Here is a 20,351-nt window from a genome sequence, read left to right as displayed (position 1 = left end):
CATGACGCGGCGACTGGTGGTGATCGGTAACGGCATGGCGGCCACCCGACTGGTGCAGCGACTGGTTGAGCGCGACCCCGCGCGGTTTGCCATTACCGTCGTCGGCGACGAGCCGCAGCCGGCCTATAACCGCATTCAGCTCTCGCCGCTGCTGGCTGGCGAAAAAACGGCGGCGCAGCTCCCGTTGCTGCCGGCGGAGTGGTACACCCGGCACGGGGTGTGCCTGCGGTCCGGCGAGGCGGTCGATGAAGTCGATGTTGAGCAACGGCGGCTGCGCATCGCGGAAACCTGGCTGCCGTGGGACGAGCTGGTGTTCGCCACCGGTTCGCGGCCTTTTATCCCGCCGCTGCCGGGCAGTAATCGTCCGCAGGTTATCCCCTTCCGCACTCTGGCGGACGTGGAACGAATTCTGGCGATACCCGGCCCGGCGGTGGTGATTGGCGGCGGAGTACTCGGTGTGGAAGCGGCGGCGGCGCTACGTCGCCACGGCGGAGAGGTCACTCTTCTGCATCGCGGCAGCGGATTAATGGCGCCGCTGACCGACGCTTTTGCCGCCGATGAGCTCAGGCAGCAGCTTGAAGCGCGCGGCATCCGCTGCGTGCTGGAATGCCGGATCGCCGCCATCGAAGAGGATGGCGTGCGGCTGGCAGACGGGCGCGCTTTCCGCGCCGCCAGAGTGGTGCTGGCCGCCGGCGTGCAGCCTAACAGCCGTCTGGCGGCGCAGAGCGGCGTGCTGTGTCAGCGGGGGATCGTGGTTGACCGCCAGATGGCCGCCTCGCTGCCGGGGATCAGCGCCATCGGGGAATGTTGCGAAATTGACGGCCAGACCTGGGGGCTGGTGGCTCCCTGCCTGCGCCAGGCTGAAGTACTGGCGGATCGCCTGTGCGGCGCCCCCGGCGAGGGCTTTGTCTGGCAGGACGCCGGGACCCGCCTGAAGGTCACCGGCATTGAACTCTTTAGTGTCGGGGAGCAGCAGGCCGGCGAACAGGATGACATCTATACCAGTTGGGACCCCATCGACCGCCACTATCGTCGCCTGCTGCTGCGCGACGGCCGCCTGCGCGGCGTGTTGCTGATGGGCGACTGCACCGCCGCCGCCGCGCTCACCGCGCGCCTGGAAAGCGACGAGCCTGCCACCGCGGACTGGCTTTTTGACTCCTCTTCAACGCAGCCGCAGGCTGCAGGAATAATGACGATGACGAAACCTGTATTAGTGCTGGTGGGACATGGCATGGTCGGCCACCATTTTCTCGAACAATGCGTGAGCCGCAACCTGCATCAGCAATATCGAATCGTGGTGTTTGGCGAAGAGCGTTACGCCGCCTACGACCGGGTGCATCTCTCCGACTATTTCGCCGGGCGCAGCGCTCAATCGCTATCGCTGGTGGCCGATGATTTCTTTCACCAGCACGGCATCGAACTCCGCCTCGGCGAGGCGGTGGCGACGATCGACCGCGACGCGCGGTTGGTGCGGGACGCCGAGGGGCATGAAACCCACTGGGATAAACTGGTGCTGGCGACGGGCTCGTATCCCTTTGTTCCGCCGATCCCTGGCAACGATCTCGACGGGTGCTTTGTCTACCGCACCCTTGACGATCTTGACCGTATCGCCGCCCATGCCGCCGCGGCGAAGACCGGGGTGGTTATCGGCGGCGGCCTGCTCGGGCTGGAGGCGGCCAACGCCCTGAAACAGCTGGGGCTGGACACGCACGTGGTGGAGTTTGCCCCAAACCTGATGGCCGTCCAGCTGGATAACGGCGGGGCGGCGATGCTGCGGGAGAAGATCGTCGCCCTCGGCGTGGGGGTGCATACCAGCAAAGCGACCACCGCCATCGTGCGCGAGGCCGACGGCCTGCGGCTGAACTTTGCCGACGGCGGCGCGCTGCGGACCGACATGGTGGTCTTCTCGGCGGGGATCCGTCCGCAGGACGCGCTGGCCCGCGGTTGCATGCTGCAGGTGGGCGAACGCGGGGGCATTCACATCGACGGCCAGTGCCGCACCTCTGACCCGGACGTGCTGGCGATAGGCGAATGCGCCCTGTGGGACAATAAAATTTACGGTCTGGTGGCGCCGGGCTACCAGATGGCGCGTATCGCCGCGGCCACCCTCGCGGGAGAAGACGCCTGCTTTAGCGGCGCCGACATGAGTACCAAACTGAAGCTGCTGGGGGTAGACGTCGCCTCATTTGGCGATGCGCAGGGGCGCACGCCGGGCTGCCAGAGCTATCAATGGACCGACGGTCCGCAGCAGGTGTACAAAAAAATCGTCGTCAGTCAGGACGGCAAAACCCTGCTTGGCGGCGTGCTGGTGGGGGAGGCCAGCGACTATGCCACGCTGCTGCAGATGATGCTGAACGGCATGGCGCTGCCGCCGCGTCCGGAGAGCCTGATCCTGCCCGCGCTGGAGGGCGCCGCGCCGAAGGCGCTCGGCGTCGCGGCGCTGCCCGACAGCGCGCCGATCTGCTCCTGCCATAATGTCAGCAAAGGCGATATCTGCCAGGCGGTGAACAATGGGGCGGGGGATATGGCGGCGATAAAAAGCTGCACCAGAGCGGCCACCGGCTGCGGCGGCTGCAGCGCGCTGGTGAAACAGGTGATGGAGTACCAGCTGGCGGAGCAGGGCGTCGAAGTGAAAAAAGACGTCTGCGAGCATTTCCCGTGGTCGCGCCAGGAGATTTACCACCTGGTACGGGTCAATCATATCCATACCTTCGAGCAGCTGATTAGCCGCTACGGCCAGGGACACGGCTGTGATGTCTGCAAACCGCTGGTGGCCTCGGTGCTGGCTTCCTGCTGGAACGAGTACCTGCTGAAGCCGGCGCACCTGCCGCTGCAGGATACCAACGACCGCTATTTCGCCAACATTCAGAAGGACGGAACCTATTCGGTGGTGCCGCGGATGGCGGCAGGGGAAGTGACGCCGGACGGGCTGATCGCTATCGGGCAGATCGCCAAACGTTACCAGCTCTACAGCAAAGTGACCGGCGGCCAGCGTATCGATCTGTTTGGCGCGCGGCTGGAACAGCTGCCGGCTATCTGGCGCGAGCTGGCCGACGCCGGGTTTGAAACCGGCCACGCCTACGGCAAGTCGCTGCGCACGGTGAAATCCTGCGTCGGCTCAACCTGGTGTCGCTACGGCGTGCAGGACTCCACCGGGCTCGCCGTGCGGCTCGAGCATCGCTATAAAGGGCTGCGCGCCCCGCACAAAATCAAGATGGCGGTCTCCGGCTGCACCCGCGAATGCGCCGAAGCCCAGGGGAAAGATATCGGGGTGATTGCCACCGATAAAGGCTGGAATCTGTACGTCTGCGGCAACGGCGGGATGAAACCGCGTCACGCCGACCTGTTTGCCAGCGATCTCGACGAAGCGACGCTGATCCGCAGCATCGATCGTCTGCTGATGTTCTATATCCGTACCGCCGATCGCCTGCAGCGGACCAGCACCTGGATGGATAACCTGGAGGGCGGCGTCGCCTATCTGCGGCAGGTGGTGCTGGAGGATAGTCTCGGCCTTGGCGAGGAGCTGGAGCAGGAGATGGCCCGGATCGTCGACAGCTACCAGTGCGAGTGGCAGACCACCCTCAACGATCCGCAGCGTCTGGCGCTGTTCCGCTCCTTCGTGAACAGCGACCAGCCGGACGAGGCGGTGCAGCGCCACGAGCTGCGTGGTCAGCCGCAGCTGTTGCTGACTGAGACGTTGCCCGAAGGCGAACTTCCATCCCGGCCGTGGCAGGCGGTATGCGACCTTGACGCCATCCCGGCGCAGGCGGGGATTGGCGCCCGCTTAGGGGAGCGGCAGATTGCCCTGTTCCGCTTCGGTGAGCGGGTCTACGCCCTGGACAACCGCGAGCCGGGCAGCGCGGCCAACGTGCTGTCACGCGGGCTGTTAGGGGACGTCGGCGGCGAGCCGGTGGTGATCTCCCCACTGTACAAACAGCGGATTCGCCTGCGCGACGGCTGGCCGTGCGACGGCAGTGAACAGGCGGTACGCGCCTGGCCGGTAAAAGTGGAAAACGGCAAAGTATGGGTGGGCAGCCAGCAGCTGCTGGCGCGCGCGGAGGCCTCCTGATGCAGACCATCCGAACGACCTGTCCTTACTGTGGTGTGGGCTGCGGCGTACTGGCGAGCGTGGACGACGCGGGGCAGGTGAGCGTGCGCGGCGACGATCAGCACCCGGCGAACCTCGGCCGTCTGTGCGTCAAAGGGGCGGCATTAGGGGAGACCACGGGCCTGGCGGGGCGGCTGCTGGCGCCGGAGGTCGACGGCCAGCAGGTAGCCTGGCCTCAGGCGCTGGCGGAGACCGCTGCGCGCCTGCAACAGGTCATCGACCAGCATGGCCCGCAGGCGGTGGCCTTTTACGCCTCCGGCCAGCTGTTAACGGAGGATTACTATGCCGCCAATAAGCTGATGAAGGGGTTTATCGGCGCGGCGAACATCGATACCAATTCACGGCTGTGCATGTCGTCAGCGGTGACCGGCTACAAGCGGGCTTTTGGCGCCGACGTGGTGCCCTGCAGCTACGACGATGTGGAAAACAGCGATCTGGTGGTGCTGGTCGGCTCGAACGCCGCCTGGGCGCATCCGGTGCTGTTCCAGCGGCTGGCGCAGGCGAAGCGGGATAATCCCCAACTGCGGATCGTGGTGATCGACCCCCGACGCACCGCCACCTGCGAGATCGCTGACCGCCATCTGGCGCTGGCCCCGGGAAGCGACGGTGGGTTGTTTGTGGGATTACTTAACGCCCTGGTGCAAGCCGGAGCCTGCGTCGATGGCTTTCGCGATGGCTCGCAGGCGCTGGCCGAGGCGAGTGGCTGGGACGTGGCGAAGGTGGCGGATTTTTGCGGCCTGGCTGCCGATGAGGTGGCGGCCTTCTATCGCGAGTTCATCGCCGCCCCGCGGGCGATCACCCTCTACACCATGGGAATCAATCAATCCGCCAGCGGCAGCGACAAATGTAACGCTATCATCAACGTCCATCTGGCCAGCGGGAAGTATAGCCGCCGCGGCTGTGGCCCCTTTTCGCTGACCGGTCAACCCAACGCCATGGGCGGCCGCGAAGTTGGCGGGCTGGCGACGATGCTGGCGGCGCACATGGATTTTGTGCCAGACGATCTGCAGCGGCTGGCCCGCTTCTGGGGGACGGAACGGCTGGCGCAGACCCCGGGGCTGACCGCCGTGGAGCTGTTTGCCGCCATTGGCCGCGGCGAGGTCAAAGCGGTCTGGATCATGGGTACCAACCCGGTGGTGTCGCTCCCTGACAGCCACGCGGTGAGCCAGGCGCTGGCCGCCTGTCCGCTGGTGATCGTCTCGGATGTCGCCGCTGAGACCGATACCGGACATTTCGCCCACATCCGCTTTCCGGCGCTGGCCTGGGGCGAAAAGAATGGCACGGTCACCAACTCGGAGCGGCGGATCTCCCGTCAGCGCAGCTTTCTGCCGCCGCCGGGGGAGGCGAAAGCGGACTGGTGGATCATCGCCAGAGTGGGGCAGGCGCTGGGGTATCGCGAGGCGTTTGCCTGGCAGCATCCGCATGACGTCTTCCGCGAGCATGCGGCGCTGTCCGGTTTCGAAAACGACGGTCAGCGGGCGTTTGATATCGGCGCGCTGGCGGATCTCAGCCGTGAGGCGTGGGACGCCATGGCGCCGGTGCGCTGGCCGGTCAGCCGCAGCGAAGCCGCCTGGGATATCGTGCGCGGCTGGCATGGCGATGGCAGGCTGCGGATGGTGCCGGTGACGCCTCAACCGACCCGGGCGACAACCGATGTCTTTTATCCGCTGATCCTCAACAGCGGGCGGATCCGCGATCAGTGGCACACCATGACCCGCACTGGCACGGTGCCGCGGCTGATGCAGCACATCGCGGAGCCGGTGGTGGAGGTGGCGCCGCAGGATGCCGTTCGCTACCAGCTTCCCGCCGACGGGCTGGCGCGGATCTGGTCGCGGCATGGGGTGATGGTGGCGAAAGTGACGATCAATGAAGGGCAACGCCCCGGCTCGCTGTTTGTTCCGATGCACTGGAACAATCAGTTTGCCCGCCAGGGGCGGGTGAATAATCTGCTGACCGCCGTCACCGACCCGTACTCCGGCCAGCCGGAAAGTAAACAGGCGGCGGTGGCCATCGCCGCCTGGCAACCGGCCTGGCACAGCGAACTGCTTTGTCGCGAACCGCTGCCGTTTCCAGCGGCCTGGCACTGGCGGCGGCGGGCAGCGCCTGGCGTGCTGCACTATTCGCTGGCCGGGGAGGCGTCTGCCCGACAGTGGATCAGCGCGTGGTGCGCGCAGCGCGGCTGGCAGCTACAGGTGGCTGACGGCGGCGCGGTATGGAACCTGCTGGCCTGGCATCAGGGGAGTCTGATGCTCGGCTGGTGGAGCGATGCGCGCGAGCCGGCGGTGGATAGCGCATGGATAAGCGCCGCCTTTGCCGCGCCGCCGTCCGATGCCGTCCAGCGACATGCGTTGCTTAGCGGCCGACCGGGCGCCGCCGTCGCCCCGCGGGGGCGGATCGTCTGCAGCTGCTTTGGCGTGGGGGAACGGTCAATTAGCGAGGCTATCGCCAGCGGCTGCGCCAGCGTCGGGGCGTTGGGAGCGAAGCTGAAATGCGGGACCAACTGCGGTTCCTGCGTGCCGGAGCTCAACGCGCTGCTGGCGGCGCAACGAACCCGAACCCAGGCGTAACGGTGGCGCGCAGTGACGGCTCCGGTTGGGTGATATGTTGCCCAACCGGTTTCAGCATATTCCTGGAATTGCCCACAGGGCTGCGGGAGCAGGGAAAAAACGATAAACTAACACTTCTTCCCATTTTTGTGAGCCTGCTCAAAATCTGTTGATGCATGTGTCCTTCCGTTTGTTGCCAACGTTGACCTGTCTCCTGCTGCTGCCGGGCGTTCCCGTCTGGGCGCTGACCGCCAGCGACACCACTCGCCCCACACAAGCGCAAGATCCGCTGCCCGATATGGGGATTGCTCCCCAGGTCGATGACGACGCCCGGCACTTTGCCGAAGTGGCGAAGAAGTTTGGCGAGGCCAGCATGAGCGATAACGGACTGACGGCGGGCGAGCAGGCGCAGCTGTTCGCCATCAGCAAAATCGGCAATGAAGTGAGCCATGAGCTGGAGAGCTGGCTGTCACCATGGGGCAACGCCAATGTCGACCTGCTGGTCGATAAAGAGGGTAAGTTCACCGGCAGTAAAGGGAGCTGGTTTGTGCCGTTGCAGGATAACGACCGTTACCTGACCTGGAACCAGTATTCGGTGACCCGGCGCGAGAACGATCTGGTGGGCAACATTGGACTTGGCCAGCGCTGGCGGGTCGGTGGCTGGCTGCTGGGCTATAACTCGTTTTACGACAAAGTGCTGAGCGAAAGCCTGGCGCGCGGCAGCGTCGGCGCGGAGGCGTGGGGAGAATATCTCCGGCTGTCGGCAAACTACTACCATCCGCTGGGCGACTGGCAACTGCGCGATAATCAGACTCAGGAGCAGCGGATGGCCGCGGGGTATGACGTCACCGCCCAGGCGCGGCTACCGTTCTACCAGCACATTAATACCAGCGTCAGCGTCGAACAGTACTTCGGCGATAGCGTCGATCTTTTTCACACCGGCACCGGCTACCATAATCCGGTGGCCGTCTCCGTTGGGCTCAATTACACCCCGGTCCCGCTGGTCACCGTTACCGCTAAGCATAAGCAGGGGGAAAATGGCGTCAGCCAGAACAATGTGGGCCTGAAGCTAAACTACCGCTTCGGCGTACCCCTTAAGCAGCAGCTGGCCGCTGACGAGGTAGCGATCAGCAATTCGCTGCGCGGGAGCCGCTTCGATAGTCCGGAGCGGGATAATCTGCCGGTGGTGGAGTATCGTCAGCGCAAAAATCTGACAGTCTATCTGGCCACGCCGCCCTGGGATCTGCAGTCCGGAGAGACGGTGCAACTGAAGCTGCAGATCCATAGCCTGCACGGTATCAAGGCGCTGCACTGGCAGGGTGACACCCAGGCGCTTAGCCTGACGCCGCCGGTGGATGGCGCCAGCCCGGATGGCTGGAGCGTGATCATGCCGGTGTGGAACAGTGAACCGGGCGCCGCGAACCGCTGGCGCCTGTCGGTGGTGGTGGAGGATAAACAGGGGCAGCGCGTCTCCTCCAATGAGATCGCTCTGGCGCTGACCGAGCCGCTGGTCAAGTTCACCACGCCTGGCGTCTCCTGGACGGACTCGCCTTAGAAAATTCGCTCCTGGTGGACCCATACCGCGGCTTCCACCCGGGATTTGAGCTTCATTTTCTTCAGCATGTGCTTCACGTGTACTTTGACGGTGCTTTCGGTGATATCCAGGCGACGGGCGATCATTTTGTTCGGCAGTCCTTGGGCGATCAGCTTGAGGATGTCGCGCTCGCGCGGGGTCAACTGGCTGATGTCGCGATCGGAGGTGGCGCGGTTGGCGCGCAGGCTGGCGGCCAGCACCGGGGTTAACGCTTCGCTTAACACCATCTCTCCGGCGGCGGCCTGCTGCAGGGCTTTCAGCAGATCTTCCGGCTCCATATCTTTCAGCAGATAGCCATCGGCGCCGCGCTTCAGGGCGGTGACAACGTCCTCTTCATGGTTGGAGACGCTGAAGACCACCACCCGGCCAGAAAGCGATTTCTCACGCAGTTTGTCCAGCGTTTCCAGGCCATTCATGCCCGGCATATTGAGGTCGAGCAGGATCAGGTCCGGATCCAGCGACTCCGCCAGCTCGATACCTTGCGCACCATTGCTGGCCTCGCCAATCACCTGGATGTCTGGTGCCATGCTGATCAATTGTTTTACGCCGGTGCGCAGCATCGGATGGTCGTCAATGAGAAGGATGGTTGCCCGTTCCTGTTGACTCATGGGGGTCTCCTTATTGGATGGAAAACGTTTTTTCCGGGATAAACGTGACGATCACTTCGGTTCCACCGGTTTCCCGGCGTCGTACCTGACAGTCACCGCGCAAGCTCTGGGCGCGATCCCGCATAATAATTAAACCGTAATGGTTACTCCGCTCGGCGTGATCCGGCACGCCGCGGCCGTTATCCGCCACCACCAGACGGACCTGATTATCGCGTTGTGACACCGTCACGGTTACTTTGGTCGCGCTGGCATGCTTCAGGGCGTTGCTTAACGCTTCGCGGGCGATCTGCAGCAGGTGAATGGCCTGATGCGACGGTACAAAGCGCGGCGGAAGCTGATAATCAAGCTGTACCGTAAAGCCGAAGTGGGCGCTGTACTCCTGACAGCTGGCCTCCAGCGCCGGGCGCAGGCCCGGCTCGGTCAGCTGCAGGCGGAAGGTGGTTAACAGCTCCCGCAGCTGGGCCCAGGAGGTATTCAGCTCGTTGCGTATCTGCCCCAGCAGCTGGCGGCTCTCCGCCGGTAAGGCGTCGCCCTGCATCTGCAGACAGCTGACCTGCATCTTCATACAGGACAGCGACTGGGCGATGGAGTCGTGCAGCTCGCGGGCGATAGTAGCCCGCTCTTCCATGACGATCAGCTGCTGCTGTTTCTCCTGATGGCGGTCCAGCGCCAGGGTACTGGTCAGTTGTTCCACCAGGGTATCCACCAGTTGCTGCTGATCGTGGCTGAGATGGCGGCCAACCGGCAGCGTCGCCAGCAGAATGCCGTACTGATTATGCGCATCCGACAGCCGCCACTTCAGCGTTGTTCCGCCATCCGGCAGCGGCGGCAGATTGCGTGGGCAGAGGTAGCAGCCTTTATCATCACATTCATAATCCGAGTGGCAGGTAAACTCCTGGTGATTATCTTCGTCTTCCAGGTCGTAAACCCGTACCTCGATATCGCGCAGCAGCGTCAGCCCCTGCAGGCCATTCAGTACCGGTGAAATCCGCTCGCAGAGCGGGGCGCTGGAATGCAGCCGACGATTGGCCTGCCATAAGAAAGCGAGGATCTCGTTCTTCTGTTCCAGTCCGGCGGTCTTCTCCTGCACCCGCCGCTCGAGCACGGCGTAGCTTTCCGCCAGCTCTTCCGACATGTTATTCAGCGCCATGCCGAGGGTCGCCATTTCGTTACGCCCGCTGATGTGCGCCCGCTGGGTGAAATCGCGCTGGCTGACCGCCCGCGCCATGCCCAGCAGCTGTTTCCACGGCCGCAGCAGGCGGGCGCGTAACCAGATGATGGTAAAAATCAGCAGCAGCGCCATACCAATGGCGAGGATGCGATGGATCCAGACTACCCGCTCGATACGCTGCTCGGTGGTGTGGTCGAATGCCGTGACCAGCTGGTCGATACGATCGACAAAGTCGGCGACATCCTGGGCCACTTCCGCCTGGTTAACCGCACGCTGCATGCCGGGGGCCAGTGCCTGCTGCCAGTATTGCTGCAGCGCTTTTAACTGTTGTTCCTGGCCGTCGCGGCGGGCGGAATTTTGCAGCTCGGGGCTGAAGACGGTGGCAGTCATGTCCGCCACCAGCTTTTGATCGTTTTCATTCAGCGGGATCGCCGCCAGCAGCCGGTAGCTTTGCATACGCAATGAACCGGCCTTGTTAATCGCGTGGGCGCTGCCCTGGACGCCGTTCACCAGGCGCGCGGAGATCGCCATGCCGGCGACGCCAATAATGGTGGCGAGCAGCACGATTAACGCCAGTTGATTGACCAGCGTCAGCGGAGTAAAAAGACGTTTTAACATGGAATGCGTGGCTCCTGACCGGTGATCTCTCCGGGAGTGGCGCTTATTCTCGGCTATCCCCTGGAGTATACCCATACCCCTAAAGAGTTACTCCTTAATTGTCGGTGGTAGGCGCTATTGGGGGTGGGGTTATACGCAACCCGGCAGCCGCGTGAAAAACCACACTTTTTTCCTCACCATTCTCTACTCACTTCGGAGCATGGTTTATTTTTGCACAAATTAGTGCGCGCTTTTCCTTTGATTTATATCAACTTACCGCCCCGGGCAACCCCTAAGGTAGCGGCAGGAAATATGAATAATCAGAGGTATCTATGAGTCAATCTTCCCTACCGGAGAAGGCTAACCGCTCGGTCATTACCGACTGGCGCCCTGAAGATCCTGAATTCTGGCAACAGCGCGGTCACCGTGTGGCGAGCCGTAATCTATGGATCTCCGTTCCCTGTCTGTTACTGGCGTTCTGCGTGTGGATGCTGTTCAGCGCCGTCGCCGTTAATCTCAACAAAGTGGGCTTTCAGTTTACGACCGATCAGCTGTTTATGCTGACCGCGCTGCCGGCGCTGTCTGGCGCCTTATTGCGCGTGCCTTACGCCTTTATGGTGCCGCTGTTCGGCGGCCGTCGCTGGACGGCGTTCAGCACCGGGATCATGATTATTCCGTGCGTCTGGCTGGGCTTTGCGGTCCAGGATACTTCCACGCCGTTTAGCGTCTTCGTGATTATCTCGCTGCTGTGCGGCTTCGCCGGGGCCAACTTTGCCTCCAGTATGGCCAACATCAGCTTCTTCTTCCCGAAAGCGAAGCAGGGCGGGGCGCTCGGCGTCAACGGCGGCCTCGGTAATATGGGCGTCAGCGTGATGCAGCTGGTCGCGCCGCTGGTGGTGTCGGTCTCTGTGTTTGCCATTTTTGGCGGGACCGGCAGCGAGCAGCCGGACGGCTCAATGCTGTATCTGGAAAACGCCGCGTGGATCTGGGTACCTTTCCTGATTATTTTTACTCTGGCGGCGTGGTTCTTTATGAACGACCTGTCGGCTTCTAAAGCCTCGCTGAGCGAACAGCTGCCGGTGCTGAAACGCCTGCACCTGTGGATCATGGCGCTGCTCTATCTGGCCACCTTCGGCTCCTTCATCGGATTCTCCGCCGGCTTCGCCATGCTGTCGAAAACCCAGTTCCCGGACGTGCAGATCCTGCACTACGCCTTCTTCGGCCCCTTTATTGGCGCGCTGGCGCGTTCGATGGGCGGGGCGATCTCCGATCGTCTCGGCGGGACTCGCGTGACGCTGGTCAACTTCGTGGTGATGGCTGTCTTCTGCGCGCTGCTGTTCCTGACCCTGCCGACTAACGGCCAGGGCGGCAACTTCATCGCCTTCTTCGCGGTGTTCATGGTGCTGTTCCTGACCGCCGGGCTGGGGAGCGCCTCCACCTTCCAGATGATCTCCGTGATCTTCCGTAAGCTGACCATGGACCGCGTGAAGGCCCAGGGCGGCAGCGAAGCGCAGGCGATGCGCGAGGCGGCGACCGATACCGCGGCAGCGCTGGGCTTTATCTCGGCGATAGGCGCCATCGGCGGCTTCTTTATCCCGAAAGCATTCGGCATTTCGCTGGATCTGACCGGCTCGCCGGCCGGCGCGATGAAAATCTTCCTCGTCTTCTATATTGCCTGCGTGGTGATCACCTGGGCGGTATACGGCCGTAAGCGTCAATAATCCGCCATAGTCGATGTCGCTTCGTAAAGGCGTACTCCCGAAGGAGGCGCCTTTTTTTACTGGCTTAATTAGTTACAACATACTAATGGGCGATTTTATTCGTTTTGGCCACTGAGCCGGGAAGGGACGGCTTGCCAGCGTCACCGCTCTACCCCTTAATACCTCCTTTGTTAACAATCCCGAGCCACGCGACCCATTTTTCGTTAAAAACCATTAAAAAACATAAAGTTAAAAAATTGAGTTTCCTACCACCTTGGTGGTAATTGCAGTTTCCCTCCGCTTTAGCAAGCCAGTCCGGATTGATCGCCATCAATTCTCGCCCTCTTTCATAGCGTTACCTTCGCTGCAAATCCAGCAATGTCGATTTATCAGAGAGCCGTCAGGCTCCATATCAGGAGAAACCCGATGAGTAAATTCCTGGACCGGTTTCGCTACTTCAAACAGAAGGGTGAAACCTTTGCCGATGGGCACGGCCAGCTTCTAAACACCAACCGGGACTGGGAGGATGGATACCGTCAACGTTGGCAGCATGACAAAATTGTGCGTTCCACTCACGGTGTCAACTGCACCGGCTCATGCAGCTGGAAGATTTATGTGAAAAACGGTCTGGTGACCTGGGAAACGCAGCAGACTGACTACCCGCGCACCCGTCCGGACCTGCCGAACCACGAACCACGCGGTTGCCCGCGCGGCGCCAGCTACTCCTGGTATCTGTACAGCGCTAACCGCCTGAAATACCCGCTGATGCGTAAACGTTTGATGAAGATGTGGCGGGAAGCGAAAGTGCAGCATAGCGATCCGGTTGAGGCATGGGCCTCGATTATTGAAGACGCCGATAAAGCCAAAAGCTTTAAACAGGCTCGCGGTCGCGGCGGTTTTGTGCGCTCTTCCTGGCAGGAAGTGAATGAGCTGATTGCCGCCTCAAACGTTTATACCGTCAAAACTTACGGTCCGGACCGCGTGGCCGGCTTCTCGCCGATCCCGGCGATGTCGATGGTTTCCTATGCGTCCGGCGCCCGTTATCTGTCGCTGATCGGCGGCACCTGCCTGAGCTTCTACGACTGGTACTGCGACCTGCCGCCAGCCTCGCCGATGACCTGGGGCGAACAGACTGATGTGCCGGAATCTGCCGACTGGTATAACTCCAGCTACATTATCGCCTGGGGGTCCAACGTGCCGCAGACCCGTACCCCGGATGCCCACTTCTTTACCGAAGTCCGCTACAAAGGCACCAAAACCGTGGCGATCACTCCGGACTACGCCGAAATCGCCAAACTCTGCGATCTGTGGCTGGCGCCGAAGCAGGGTACCGATGCCGCGATGGCGCTGGCGATGGGCCATGTGATGCTGCGCGAGTTCCATCTCGATAAGCCGAGCCAGTACTTCACCGATTATGTGCGCCGCTATACCGACATGCCGATGCTGGTGATGCTTGAGGAGCGCGACGGTTATTACGCCGCCGGCCGCACGCTGCGCGCGGCCGACCTCGTGGATTCCCTTGGTCAGGAGAATAATCCGGAATGGAAAACCGTCGCCTTTGACGAGAAGGGCGACATGACCGTACCGAACGGTTCCCTCGGATTCCGCTGGGGCGACAAAGGCAAATGGAACCTCGAACAGCGCGACGGTAAAACTGGCGAAGAGATCGAGCTGCGTCTGAGCCTGCTGGGCAGCCATGACGAGGTCGCCAACGTCGGCTTCCCGTACTTCGGCGGCGAAGGTTCTGAGCACTTCAATAAAGTCGACCTCGAAAATATTCTGCTGCACAAACTGCCGGCCAAACGCCTGCAACTGGCCGACGGCTCTACCGCCCTGGTGACCACCGTTTACGATCTGACCATGGCTAACTACGGCCTGGAACGCGGTCTGAACGATGATAACTGCGCCACCGGCTACGATGAAGTGAAAGCCTACACCCCCGCCTGGGCGGAGAAGATCACCGGTGTCTCCCGCGCGCATATCATCCGCACTGCACGCGAATTTGCCGATAACGCCGATAAGACCCATGGTCGCTCGATGATTATCGTCGGGGCGGGCCTCAACCACTGGTTCCACCTCGACATGAACTACCGCGGCCTGATCAACATGCTGATCTTCTGCGGCTGCGTCGGTCAGAGCGGCGGCGGTTGGGCGCACTATGTGGGCCAGGAAAAACTGCGTCCGCAGACCGGCTGGCAGCCGCTGGCGTTCGCCCTCGACTGGCAGCGTCCGGCACGCCACATGAACAGTACATCGTACTTCTATAACCACTCCAGCCAGTGGCGCTATGAAACCGTCACCGCGCAGGAACTGCTGTCGCCGATGGCGGATAAATCCCGTTACAGCGGTCACCTGATCGACTTCAACGTGCGCGCAGAGCGCATGGGCTGGCTGCCGTCGGCGCCGCAGTTAGGGGTGAACCCGCTGCGTATCGCTGACGAAGCGAAGAAAGCCGGCATGACGCCGGTCGATTACACCGTGAAATCGTTGCAAGAGGGCTCGATTCGCTTTGCGGCCGAACAGCCGGAAAACGGCAAAAACCACCCGCGTAACCTGTTTATCTGGCGCTCCAACCTGCTCGGCTCCTCCGGTAAAGGCCATGAGTATATGCTCAAGTACCTGCTGGGTACCGAGAACGGCATTCAGGGCAAAGACCTTGGCAAGCAGGGCGGCGTGAAGCCGGAAGAAGTCGAATGGCGGGATAACGGCCTCGACGGCAAACTGGATCTGGTGGTGACCCTCGACTTCCGTCTGTCGAGCACCTGTCTCTATTCCGACATCGTGCTGCCGACCGCCACCTGGTACGAAAAAGACGACATGAATACTTCGGACATGCATCCGTTTATTCACCCGCTGTCTGCCGCCGTTGACCCCGCCTGGGAATCGAAGAGCGACTGGGATATCTATAAAGGCATTGCGAAGAAATTTTCCGAAGTCTGCGTCGGCCACCTCGGCAAAGAAACCGACGTCGTGACGCTGCCGATTCAACACGATTCCGCCGCGGAAATGGCGCAGCCGTTTGACGTAAAAGACTGGAAAAAAGGCGAATGCGACCTGATCCCAGGGAAAACCGCGCCGCATATTATTCCGGTTGAGCGTGATTATCCGGCGACTTACGAGCGTTTCACCTCGATCGGCCCGCTGCTGGAAACCATCGGTAACGGCGGGAAAGGCATCGCCTGGAACACCCAGAGCGAGATGGATCTGCTGCGTAAGCTCAACTACACCAAGGCGGAAGGCCCGGCGAAAGGCCAGCCGAAGCTGGAAACGGCCATCGACGCCGCGGAAATGATCCTCACCCTGGCGCCGGAGACCAACGGTCAGGTGGCGGTGAAGGCGTGGAAAGCGCTGAGCGAGATCACCGGTCGCGAGCACGCGCACCTGGCGCTGAACAAAGAAGATGAGAAGATCCGCTTCCGCGACATTCAGGCGCAGCCGCGGAAGATTATCTCCAGCCCGACCTGGTCTGGACTGGAAGACGAGCATGTCTCCTATAACGCCGGCTACACCAACGTTCACGAGCTGATCCCGTGGCGTACGCTGTCCGGCCGTCAGTCGCTGTATCAGGATCATCAGTGGATGCGCGACTTTGGCGAAAGCCTGCTGGTCTATCGTCCGCCGATTGACACCCGTTCGGTGAAAGCGGTGATGGGTGAGAAGTCCAACGGCAACCCGGAGAAGGCGCTGAACTTCCTGACCCCGCACCAGAAATGGGGTATCCACTCGACCTACAGCGATAATCTGCTGATGCTGACCCTGTCGCGCGGCGGGCCGATCGTCTGGATGAGCGAAGCGGATGCGAAAGATCTGGGTATCGAAGATAACGACTGGATCGAAGTGTTTAACGCCAACGGCGCCCTGACGGCGCGCGCGGTGGTGAGCCAGCGTGTACCGGCCGGGATGACCATGATGTATCACGCCCAGGAACGCATCGTGAACCTGCCGGGCTCTGAAATCACCGGTCAGCGCGGGGGGATCCACAACTCCGTCACCCGTATTACGCCAAAACCGACCCACATGATCGGCGGCTACGGCCACCTGGCCTATGGCTTTAACTACTACGGTACCGTCGGCTCCAACCGCGATGAGTTTGTAGTGGTACGTAAGATGAAGAACATTAACTGGTTAGACGGCGAAGGCAACGACCAGGTACAGGAGAGCGTAAAATGAAAATTCGTTCACAAGTCGGCATGGTGCTGAATCTCGATAAGTGCATCGGCTGCCATACCTGTTCGGTGACCTGTAAAAACGTCTGGACCAGCCGGGAAGGGATGGAATACGCCTGGTTCAACAACGTGGAGAGCAAACCTGGCGTTGGCTTCCCGAACGACTGGGAAAACCAGGAAAAATGGAAGGGCGGCTGGATCCGCAAAATCAACGGTAAACTGCAGCCGCGCATGGGCAACCGCGCGATGCTGCTGGGTAAAATCTTCGCCAACCCACATCTGCCGGGGATCGATGATTACTATGAGCCGTTTGATTATGACTACCAGAATCTGCATAACGCGCCGGAAAGCAAACATCAGCCGATCGCCCGCCCGCGCTCGCTGATCACCGGCCAGCGGATGGACAAGATCACCAGCGGTCCGAACTGGGAAGAGATCCTCGGCGGCGAGTTCGAAAAACGCGCCAAAGATCAGAACTTCGATAACATGCAGAAGGCCATGTACGGTCAGTTCGAAAACACCTTCATGATGTATCTGCCGCGGTTGTGCGAGCACTGCCTGAACCCGGCCTGCGTCGCGACCTGCCCGAGTGGCGCCATTTATAAGCGTGAAGAAGACGGCATCGTGCTGATCGACCAGGACAAGTGCCGCGGCTGGCGGATGTGTATCACTGGCTGCCCGTACAAGAAGATCTATTTCAACTGGAAGAGCGGGAAGTCCGAGAAATGCATCTTCTGCTACCCGCGTATTGAATCCGGAATGCCGACGGTGTGCTCCGAAACCTGCGTGGGCCGTATCCGCTATCTCGGGGTCCTGCTGTACGACGCGGACGCGATTGAAAACGCCGCCAGCACCGAGAACGAGAAAGATCTGTATCAGCGCCAGCTGGACGTATTCCTCGATCCAAACGATCCGAAAGTGATTGAACAGGCGTTAAAAGATGGCGTTCCGCAGGGCGTTATTGAGGCCGCGCAGCAGTCGCCGGTCTACAAAATGGCGATGGACTGGAAGCTGGCCCTGCCGCTGCACCCAGAATATCGCACCTTGCCAATGGTCTGGTACGTGCCGCCTCTGTCGCCGATTCAGTCCGCCGCCGATGCCGGTGAACTGGGTAGCAACGGGATCCTGCCGGACGTGGAAAGCCTGCGTATTCCGGTGCAATACCTGGCGAACCTGCTGACCGCGGGCGATACCCAGCCGGTCCTGCTGGCCCTGAAACGCATGCTGGCGATGCGCCACTATAAGCGTGCGGAAACCGTTGACGGCGTCGTCGATACCCGCGCGCTGGAAGAGGTGGGGCTGAGCGAAGCGCAGGCCCAGGAGATGTACCGCTATCTGGCCATCGCTAACTACGAAGATCGTTTCGTGGTGCCGAGCAGCCATCGTGAACAGGCTCGCGATGCCTTCCCGGAGAAGAGCGGCTGCGGCTTTACCTTCGGCGATGGTTGCCACGGCTCTGATAGCCAGTTCAACCTGTTCAACAGCCGTCGTATCGACGCGATTGACGTCACCAGCAAAACGGAGCCGCACGCATGATTGAACTCGTGATTATGTCGCGTCTGCTCGAATACCCTGACGCTGCCTTATGGCAGCATCAGCAAGAGATGTTCGAGGCGCTCGCGTCATCAGAGAAACTCAGCAAAGAGGATGCCCACGCGCTGGGCGTTTTCCTGCGCGATTTAGTGGCTCAGGATCCGCTGGACGCCCAGTCGGCGTATAGCGAACTGTTTGACCGCGGCCGCGCTACCTCGCTGCTGCTGTTTGAACACGTGCACGGCGAATCCCGCGACCGCGGGCAGGCGATGGTGGACCTGATGGCGCAGTATGAGCGCCACGGACTGCTGCTGGATAGCCATGAGCTGCCGGATCACCTGCCGCTGTATCTGGAGTATCTGGCGCAACTGCCGGAAGAGGAAGCACTTCGCGGCCTGCGGGACGTTGCGCCGATCCTCGGCTTGCTCAGCGCACGCCTGCAGCAGCGCGATAGTCGCTATGCGGTGCTGTTCGAGCTGTTGCTGAAGCTGGCCAATACCCAGGTCGACAGTCAGAAGGTGGCGGAGAAGATTGCCGACGAGGCGCGCGACGATACGCCGCAGGCGCTGGACGCGGTCTGGGAAGAAGAACAGGTCAAATTCTTTGCCGACCAGGGCTGCGGCGAGTCGGAGATCTCCGCTCACCAGCGTCGTTTTGCCGGAGCCGTGGCCCCGCAATATCTGAATATCTCTAACGGAGGACAGCAATAATGCACTTCCTGAATATGTTCTTCTTTGACATTTATCCGTACATTGCGGGCTCGGTGTTTCTGATCGGCAGCTGGCTGCGCTATGACTATGGCCAGTACACCTGGCGCGCCGCCTCCAGCCAGATGCTGGACCGTAAGGGGATGAACCTGGCGTCGAACCTGTTCCATATCGGCATCCTGGGTATTTTCGCCGGCCACTTCCTCGGCATGCTGACCCCGCACTGGATGTATGAGTCCTTTCTGCCGATCGACGTCAAGCAGAAGATGGCAATGATCGCCGGCGGCGCCTGCGGCGTGATGACCCTGGTGGGCGGGTTACTGCTGCTCAAGCGTCGTCTGCTCAGCCCGCGCGTTCGCGCCACCACCACCGGAGCGGATATTCTGATCCTCTCCTTGCTGATGGTGCAGTGTGCGCTCGGCCTGCTGACGATCCCATTCTCAGCCCAGCATATGGACGGCAGTGAAATGATGAAGCTGGTTGGCTGGGCGCAGTCGGTGGTGACGTTCCACGGCGGCGCGTCGCAGCATCTGGATGGCGTGGCATTTATTTTCCGCGTTCATCTGGTGCTGGGGATGACGCTGTTCCTGCTGTTCCCGTTCTCCCGTCTGGTTCATATCTGGAGCGCGCCGGTCGAATACCTGACGCGCAAATACCAGATTGTCCGCGCCCGTCGCTAACTGGCCCGCGACTGCTCACTGACCCCGCCGCGGCGGGGTTTTTTTTCGCCCCAGCCGAGGTTATTCCCTGCGGCGGCAAACAGAATAAGCATCCCGCCAATCAACTGCACAGGGGTCAACGCATGGTGGAAGACCAGATAGTCGACCACCATTGCCACCAGCGGATAAATAAAGGAGAGCGAACCGGTAATGGGCGTCGGCAGTTTCTGTATCGCGCTATATAAAAGCTGATACATGATCCCGGTATGGACGATGCCGAGGATCAGCAGATAGCGCCAGGGGAAGCTGGCCGTCCATTCGGGGGCATGCACCAGCGGCAGCAGCATCACGACGCCAACGAGCACCTGAATGAAGGCGATATGCTGTGCGGGGAGCGGATGCAATTTGCGCGCGATGATGGCGGTCAGGGCATAGAAGAATGCCGCGCCCAGCGCCAGCAAAACGCCGGTAGTGAGCCCCTCTCCATGCGCGGACGTCAGCTCGCTTGACAACAGGATCACTACGCCGCCAAAGGCCAGCAGTAGCCATCCCCATTTCACGGCGCTGACCCGTTCCCCCAGCACCATCCCCATCAGTACCAGCATAAACGGCTGGGTGTTATAGACCACGGTGGCCATACCGATTGAGATCCGCGAATAGGCGGCAAACAGCAGCAGCCAGTTGACGACCAGCGCCGCGCCGCCAATCACCGCCAGAGCGAGAGTGAAACGCGTTAGCCGGCTGAAGGGCTGGCCGCTTAACACGATAAACACCAGCAAGGTTAGCGCGCCAATCAGGCAGCGCCAGAACACCACATCCATCACCGGCAAACCAGAGAGCAGCACGAACGCGCCGATCGAGCCGGAGATTATCATTGCCAGGCTCATTTGCCAGACGCCGCGGGTAAGTTGCATTTTTCACCTCCACAATTTTTCAGTTATTGTGCGAAAAACCCTGACAGG

Annotated in this window: 11 protein-coding genes; 8 read left to right on the top strand and 3 right to left on the bottom strand. The window is 61.3% G+C overall.

All coding sequences use genetic code 11. The features are described 5' to 3' along the window. The first annotated feature begins 1 nt into the window (after position 1). The 3 genes from nirB to CWM54_RS08135 all read left to right on the top strand — a co-directional run bounded on the left by nirB (position 2) and on the right by CWM54_RS08135 (position 8,209). The gene (gene nirB, locus CWM54_RS08145; RefSeq protein ID WP_100680538.1) at positions 2-4,069 is read left to right on the top strand and encodes a nitrite reductase large subunit NirB; all 4,068 of its coding nucleotides are present in this window, start codon (positions 2-4) and stop codon (positions 4,067-4,069) included. Next, positions 4,069-6,675, top strand: coding sequence for a nitrate reductase (locus tag CWM54_RS08140; protein WP_100680537.1), 2,607 nt, complete (start codon positions 4,069-4,071; stop codon positions 6,673-6,675). The genes nirB and CWM54_RS08140 overlap by 1 nt, the downstream gene beginning before the upstream one ends. Positions 6,676-6,826: 151 nt before the next feature. Further along, complete coding sequence (locus CWM54_RS08135) at positions 6,827-8,209, top strand: YchO/YchP family invasin (RefSeq protein WP_100696699.1); 1,383 nt, start codon at positions 6,827-6,829, stop codon at positions 8,207-8,209. On the opposite strand, the gene narL is transcribed toward CWM54_RS08135, so the two are convergent. Together narL and narX are read right to left on the bottom strand one after the other, a co-directional pair. Further along, positions 8,206-8,856: a two-component system response regulator NarL gene (gene narL, locus CWM54_RS08130; protein ID WP_002910198.1), complete on the bottom strand. Its 651-nt coding sequence runs from the start codon at positions 8,854-8,856 to the stop codon at positions 8,206-8,208. The two genes, CWM54_RS08135 and narL, sit on opposite strands and share 4 nt — an antisense overlap. A 10-nt stretch (positions 8,857-8,866) precedes the next feature. Continuing rightward, entirely contained in the window at positions 8,867-10,645 is a 1,779-nt protein-coding gene (narX, locus tag CWM54_RS08125; RefSeq protein ID WP_061154195.1) for a nitrate/nitrite two-component system sensor histidine kinase NarX, read from the bottom strand. Between the two features lie 311 nt (positions 10,646-10,956). On the opposite strand from narX, the gene CWM54_RS08120 reads away from it, so the two are divergent. The 5 genes from CWM54_RS08120 (at position 10,957) to narI (ending at position 19,410) form a co-directional block, all read left to right on the top strand. Continuing rightward, on the top strand, positions 10,957-12,345 hold the full coding sequence (locus CWM54_RS08120; protein ID WP_061154196.1) for a NarK family nitrate/nitrite MFS transporter: 1,389 nt from the start codon (positions 10,957-10,959) through the stop codon (positions 12,343-12,345). A 405-nt stretch (positions 12,346-12,750) separates the two neighbouring features. Beyond that, positions 12,751-16,494, top strand: a complete 3,744-nt coding sequence (locus tag CWM54_RS08115) for a nitrate reductase subunit alpha (protein ID WP_061154197.1) — start codon at positions 12,751-12,753, stop codon at positions 16,492-16,494. Then, positions 16,491-18,026 carry a nitrate reductase subunit beta gene (narH, locus tag CWM54_RS08110; protein WP_061154198.1) on the top strand — a complete coding sequence of 512 codons (1,536 nt, stop codon included), beginning with the start codon at positions 16,491-16,493 and terminating at the stop codon, positions 18,024-18,026. The genes CWM54_RS08115 and narH overlap by 4 nt, the downstream gene beginning before the upstream one ends. Next, positions 18,023-18,733 carry a nitrate reductase molybdenum cofactor assembly chaperone gene (narJ, locus tag CWM54_RS08105; RefSeq protein ID WP_100680536.1) on the top strand — a complete coding sequence of 237 codons (711 nt, stop codon included), beginning with the start codon at positions 18,023-18,025 and terminating at the stop codon, positions 18,731-18,733. Before narH ends, narJ begins: the two co-directional genes overlap by 4 nt. Beyond that, on the top strand, positions 18,733-19,410 hold the full coding sequence (gene narI / locus CWM54_RS08100; protein WP_002910189.1) for a respiratory nitrate reductase subunit gamma: 678 nt from the start codon (positions 18,733-18,735) through the stop codon (positions 19,408-19,410). The genes narJ and narI overlap by 1 nt, the downstream gene beginning before the upstream one ends. On the opposite strand, the gene CWM54_RS08095 is transcribed toward narI, so the two are convergent. Further along, positions 19,407-20,303, bottom strand: a complete 897-nt coding sequence (locus CWM54_RS08095; protein WP_012541354.1) for a DMT family transporter — start codon at positions 20,301-20,303, stop codon at positions 19,407-19,409. The two genes, narI and CWM54_RS08095, sit on opposite strands and share 4 nt — an antisense overlap. Between the last annotated feature and the right edge of the window lie 48 nt (positions 20,304-20,351).

The sequence above is a fragment of the Klebsiella sp. D-Nf1 genome, from assembly GCF_002810515.1.
In the GTDB taxonomy this organism is placed as follows: Bacteria; Pseudomonadota; Gammaproteobacteria; order Enterobacterales; family Enterobacteriaceae; genus Klebsiella; species Klebsiella variicola.
This window is presented reverse-complemented; position numbering and strand designations above follow the sequence as displayed.

Excerpts from the sequence above, each read along its gene's own strand:
- CWM54_RS08135 (WP_100696699.1), top strand. The coding sequence starts at position 6,827 with ATGCATGTGTCCTTCCGTTTGTTGCCAACGTTGACCTGTCTCCTGCTG.
- CWM54_RS08115 (WP_061154197.1), top strand. The coding sequence starts at position 12,751 with ATGAGTAAATTCCTGGACCGGTTTCGCTACTTCAAACAGAAGGGTGAA.
- CWM54_RS08120 (WP_061154196.1), top strand. The coding sequence starts at position 10,957 with ATGAGTCAATCTTCCCTACCGGAGAAGGCTAACCGCTCGGTCATTACC.
- nirB (WP_100680538.1), top strand. The coding sequence starts at position 2 with ATGACGCGGCGACTGGTGGTGATCGGTAACGGCATGGCGGCCACCCGA.
- narX (WP_061154195.1), bottom strand. The coding sequence starts at position 10,645 with ATGTTAAAACGTCTTTTTACTCCGCTGACGCTGGTCAATCAACTGGCG.
- narH (WP_061154198.1), top strand. The coding sequence starts at position 16,491 with ATGAAAATTCGTTCACAAGTCGGCATGGTGCTGAATCTCGATAAGTGC.
- narJ (WP_100680536.1), top strand. The coding sequence starts at position 18,023 with ATGATTGAACTCGTGATTATGTCGCGTCTGCTCGAATACCCTGACGCT.
- narL (WP_002910198.1), bottom strand. The coding sequence starts at position 8,856 with ATGAGTCAACAGGAACGGGCAACCATCCTTCTCATTGACGACCATCCG.
- CWM54_RS08095 (WP_012541354.1), bottom strand. The coding sequence starts at position 20,303 with ATGCAACTTACCCGCGGCGTCTGGCAAATGAGCCTGGCAATGATAATC.
- CWM54_RS08140 (WP_100680537.1), top strand. The coding sequence starts at position 4,069 with ATGCAGACCATCCGAACGACCTGTCCTTACTGTGGTGTGGGCTGCGGC.
- narI (WP_002910189.1), top strand. The coding sequence starts at position 18,733 with ATGCACTTCCTGAATATGTTCTTCTTTGACATTTATCCGTACATTGCG.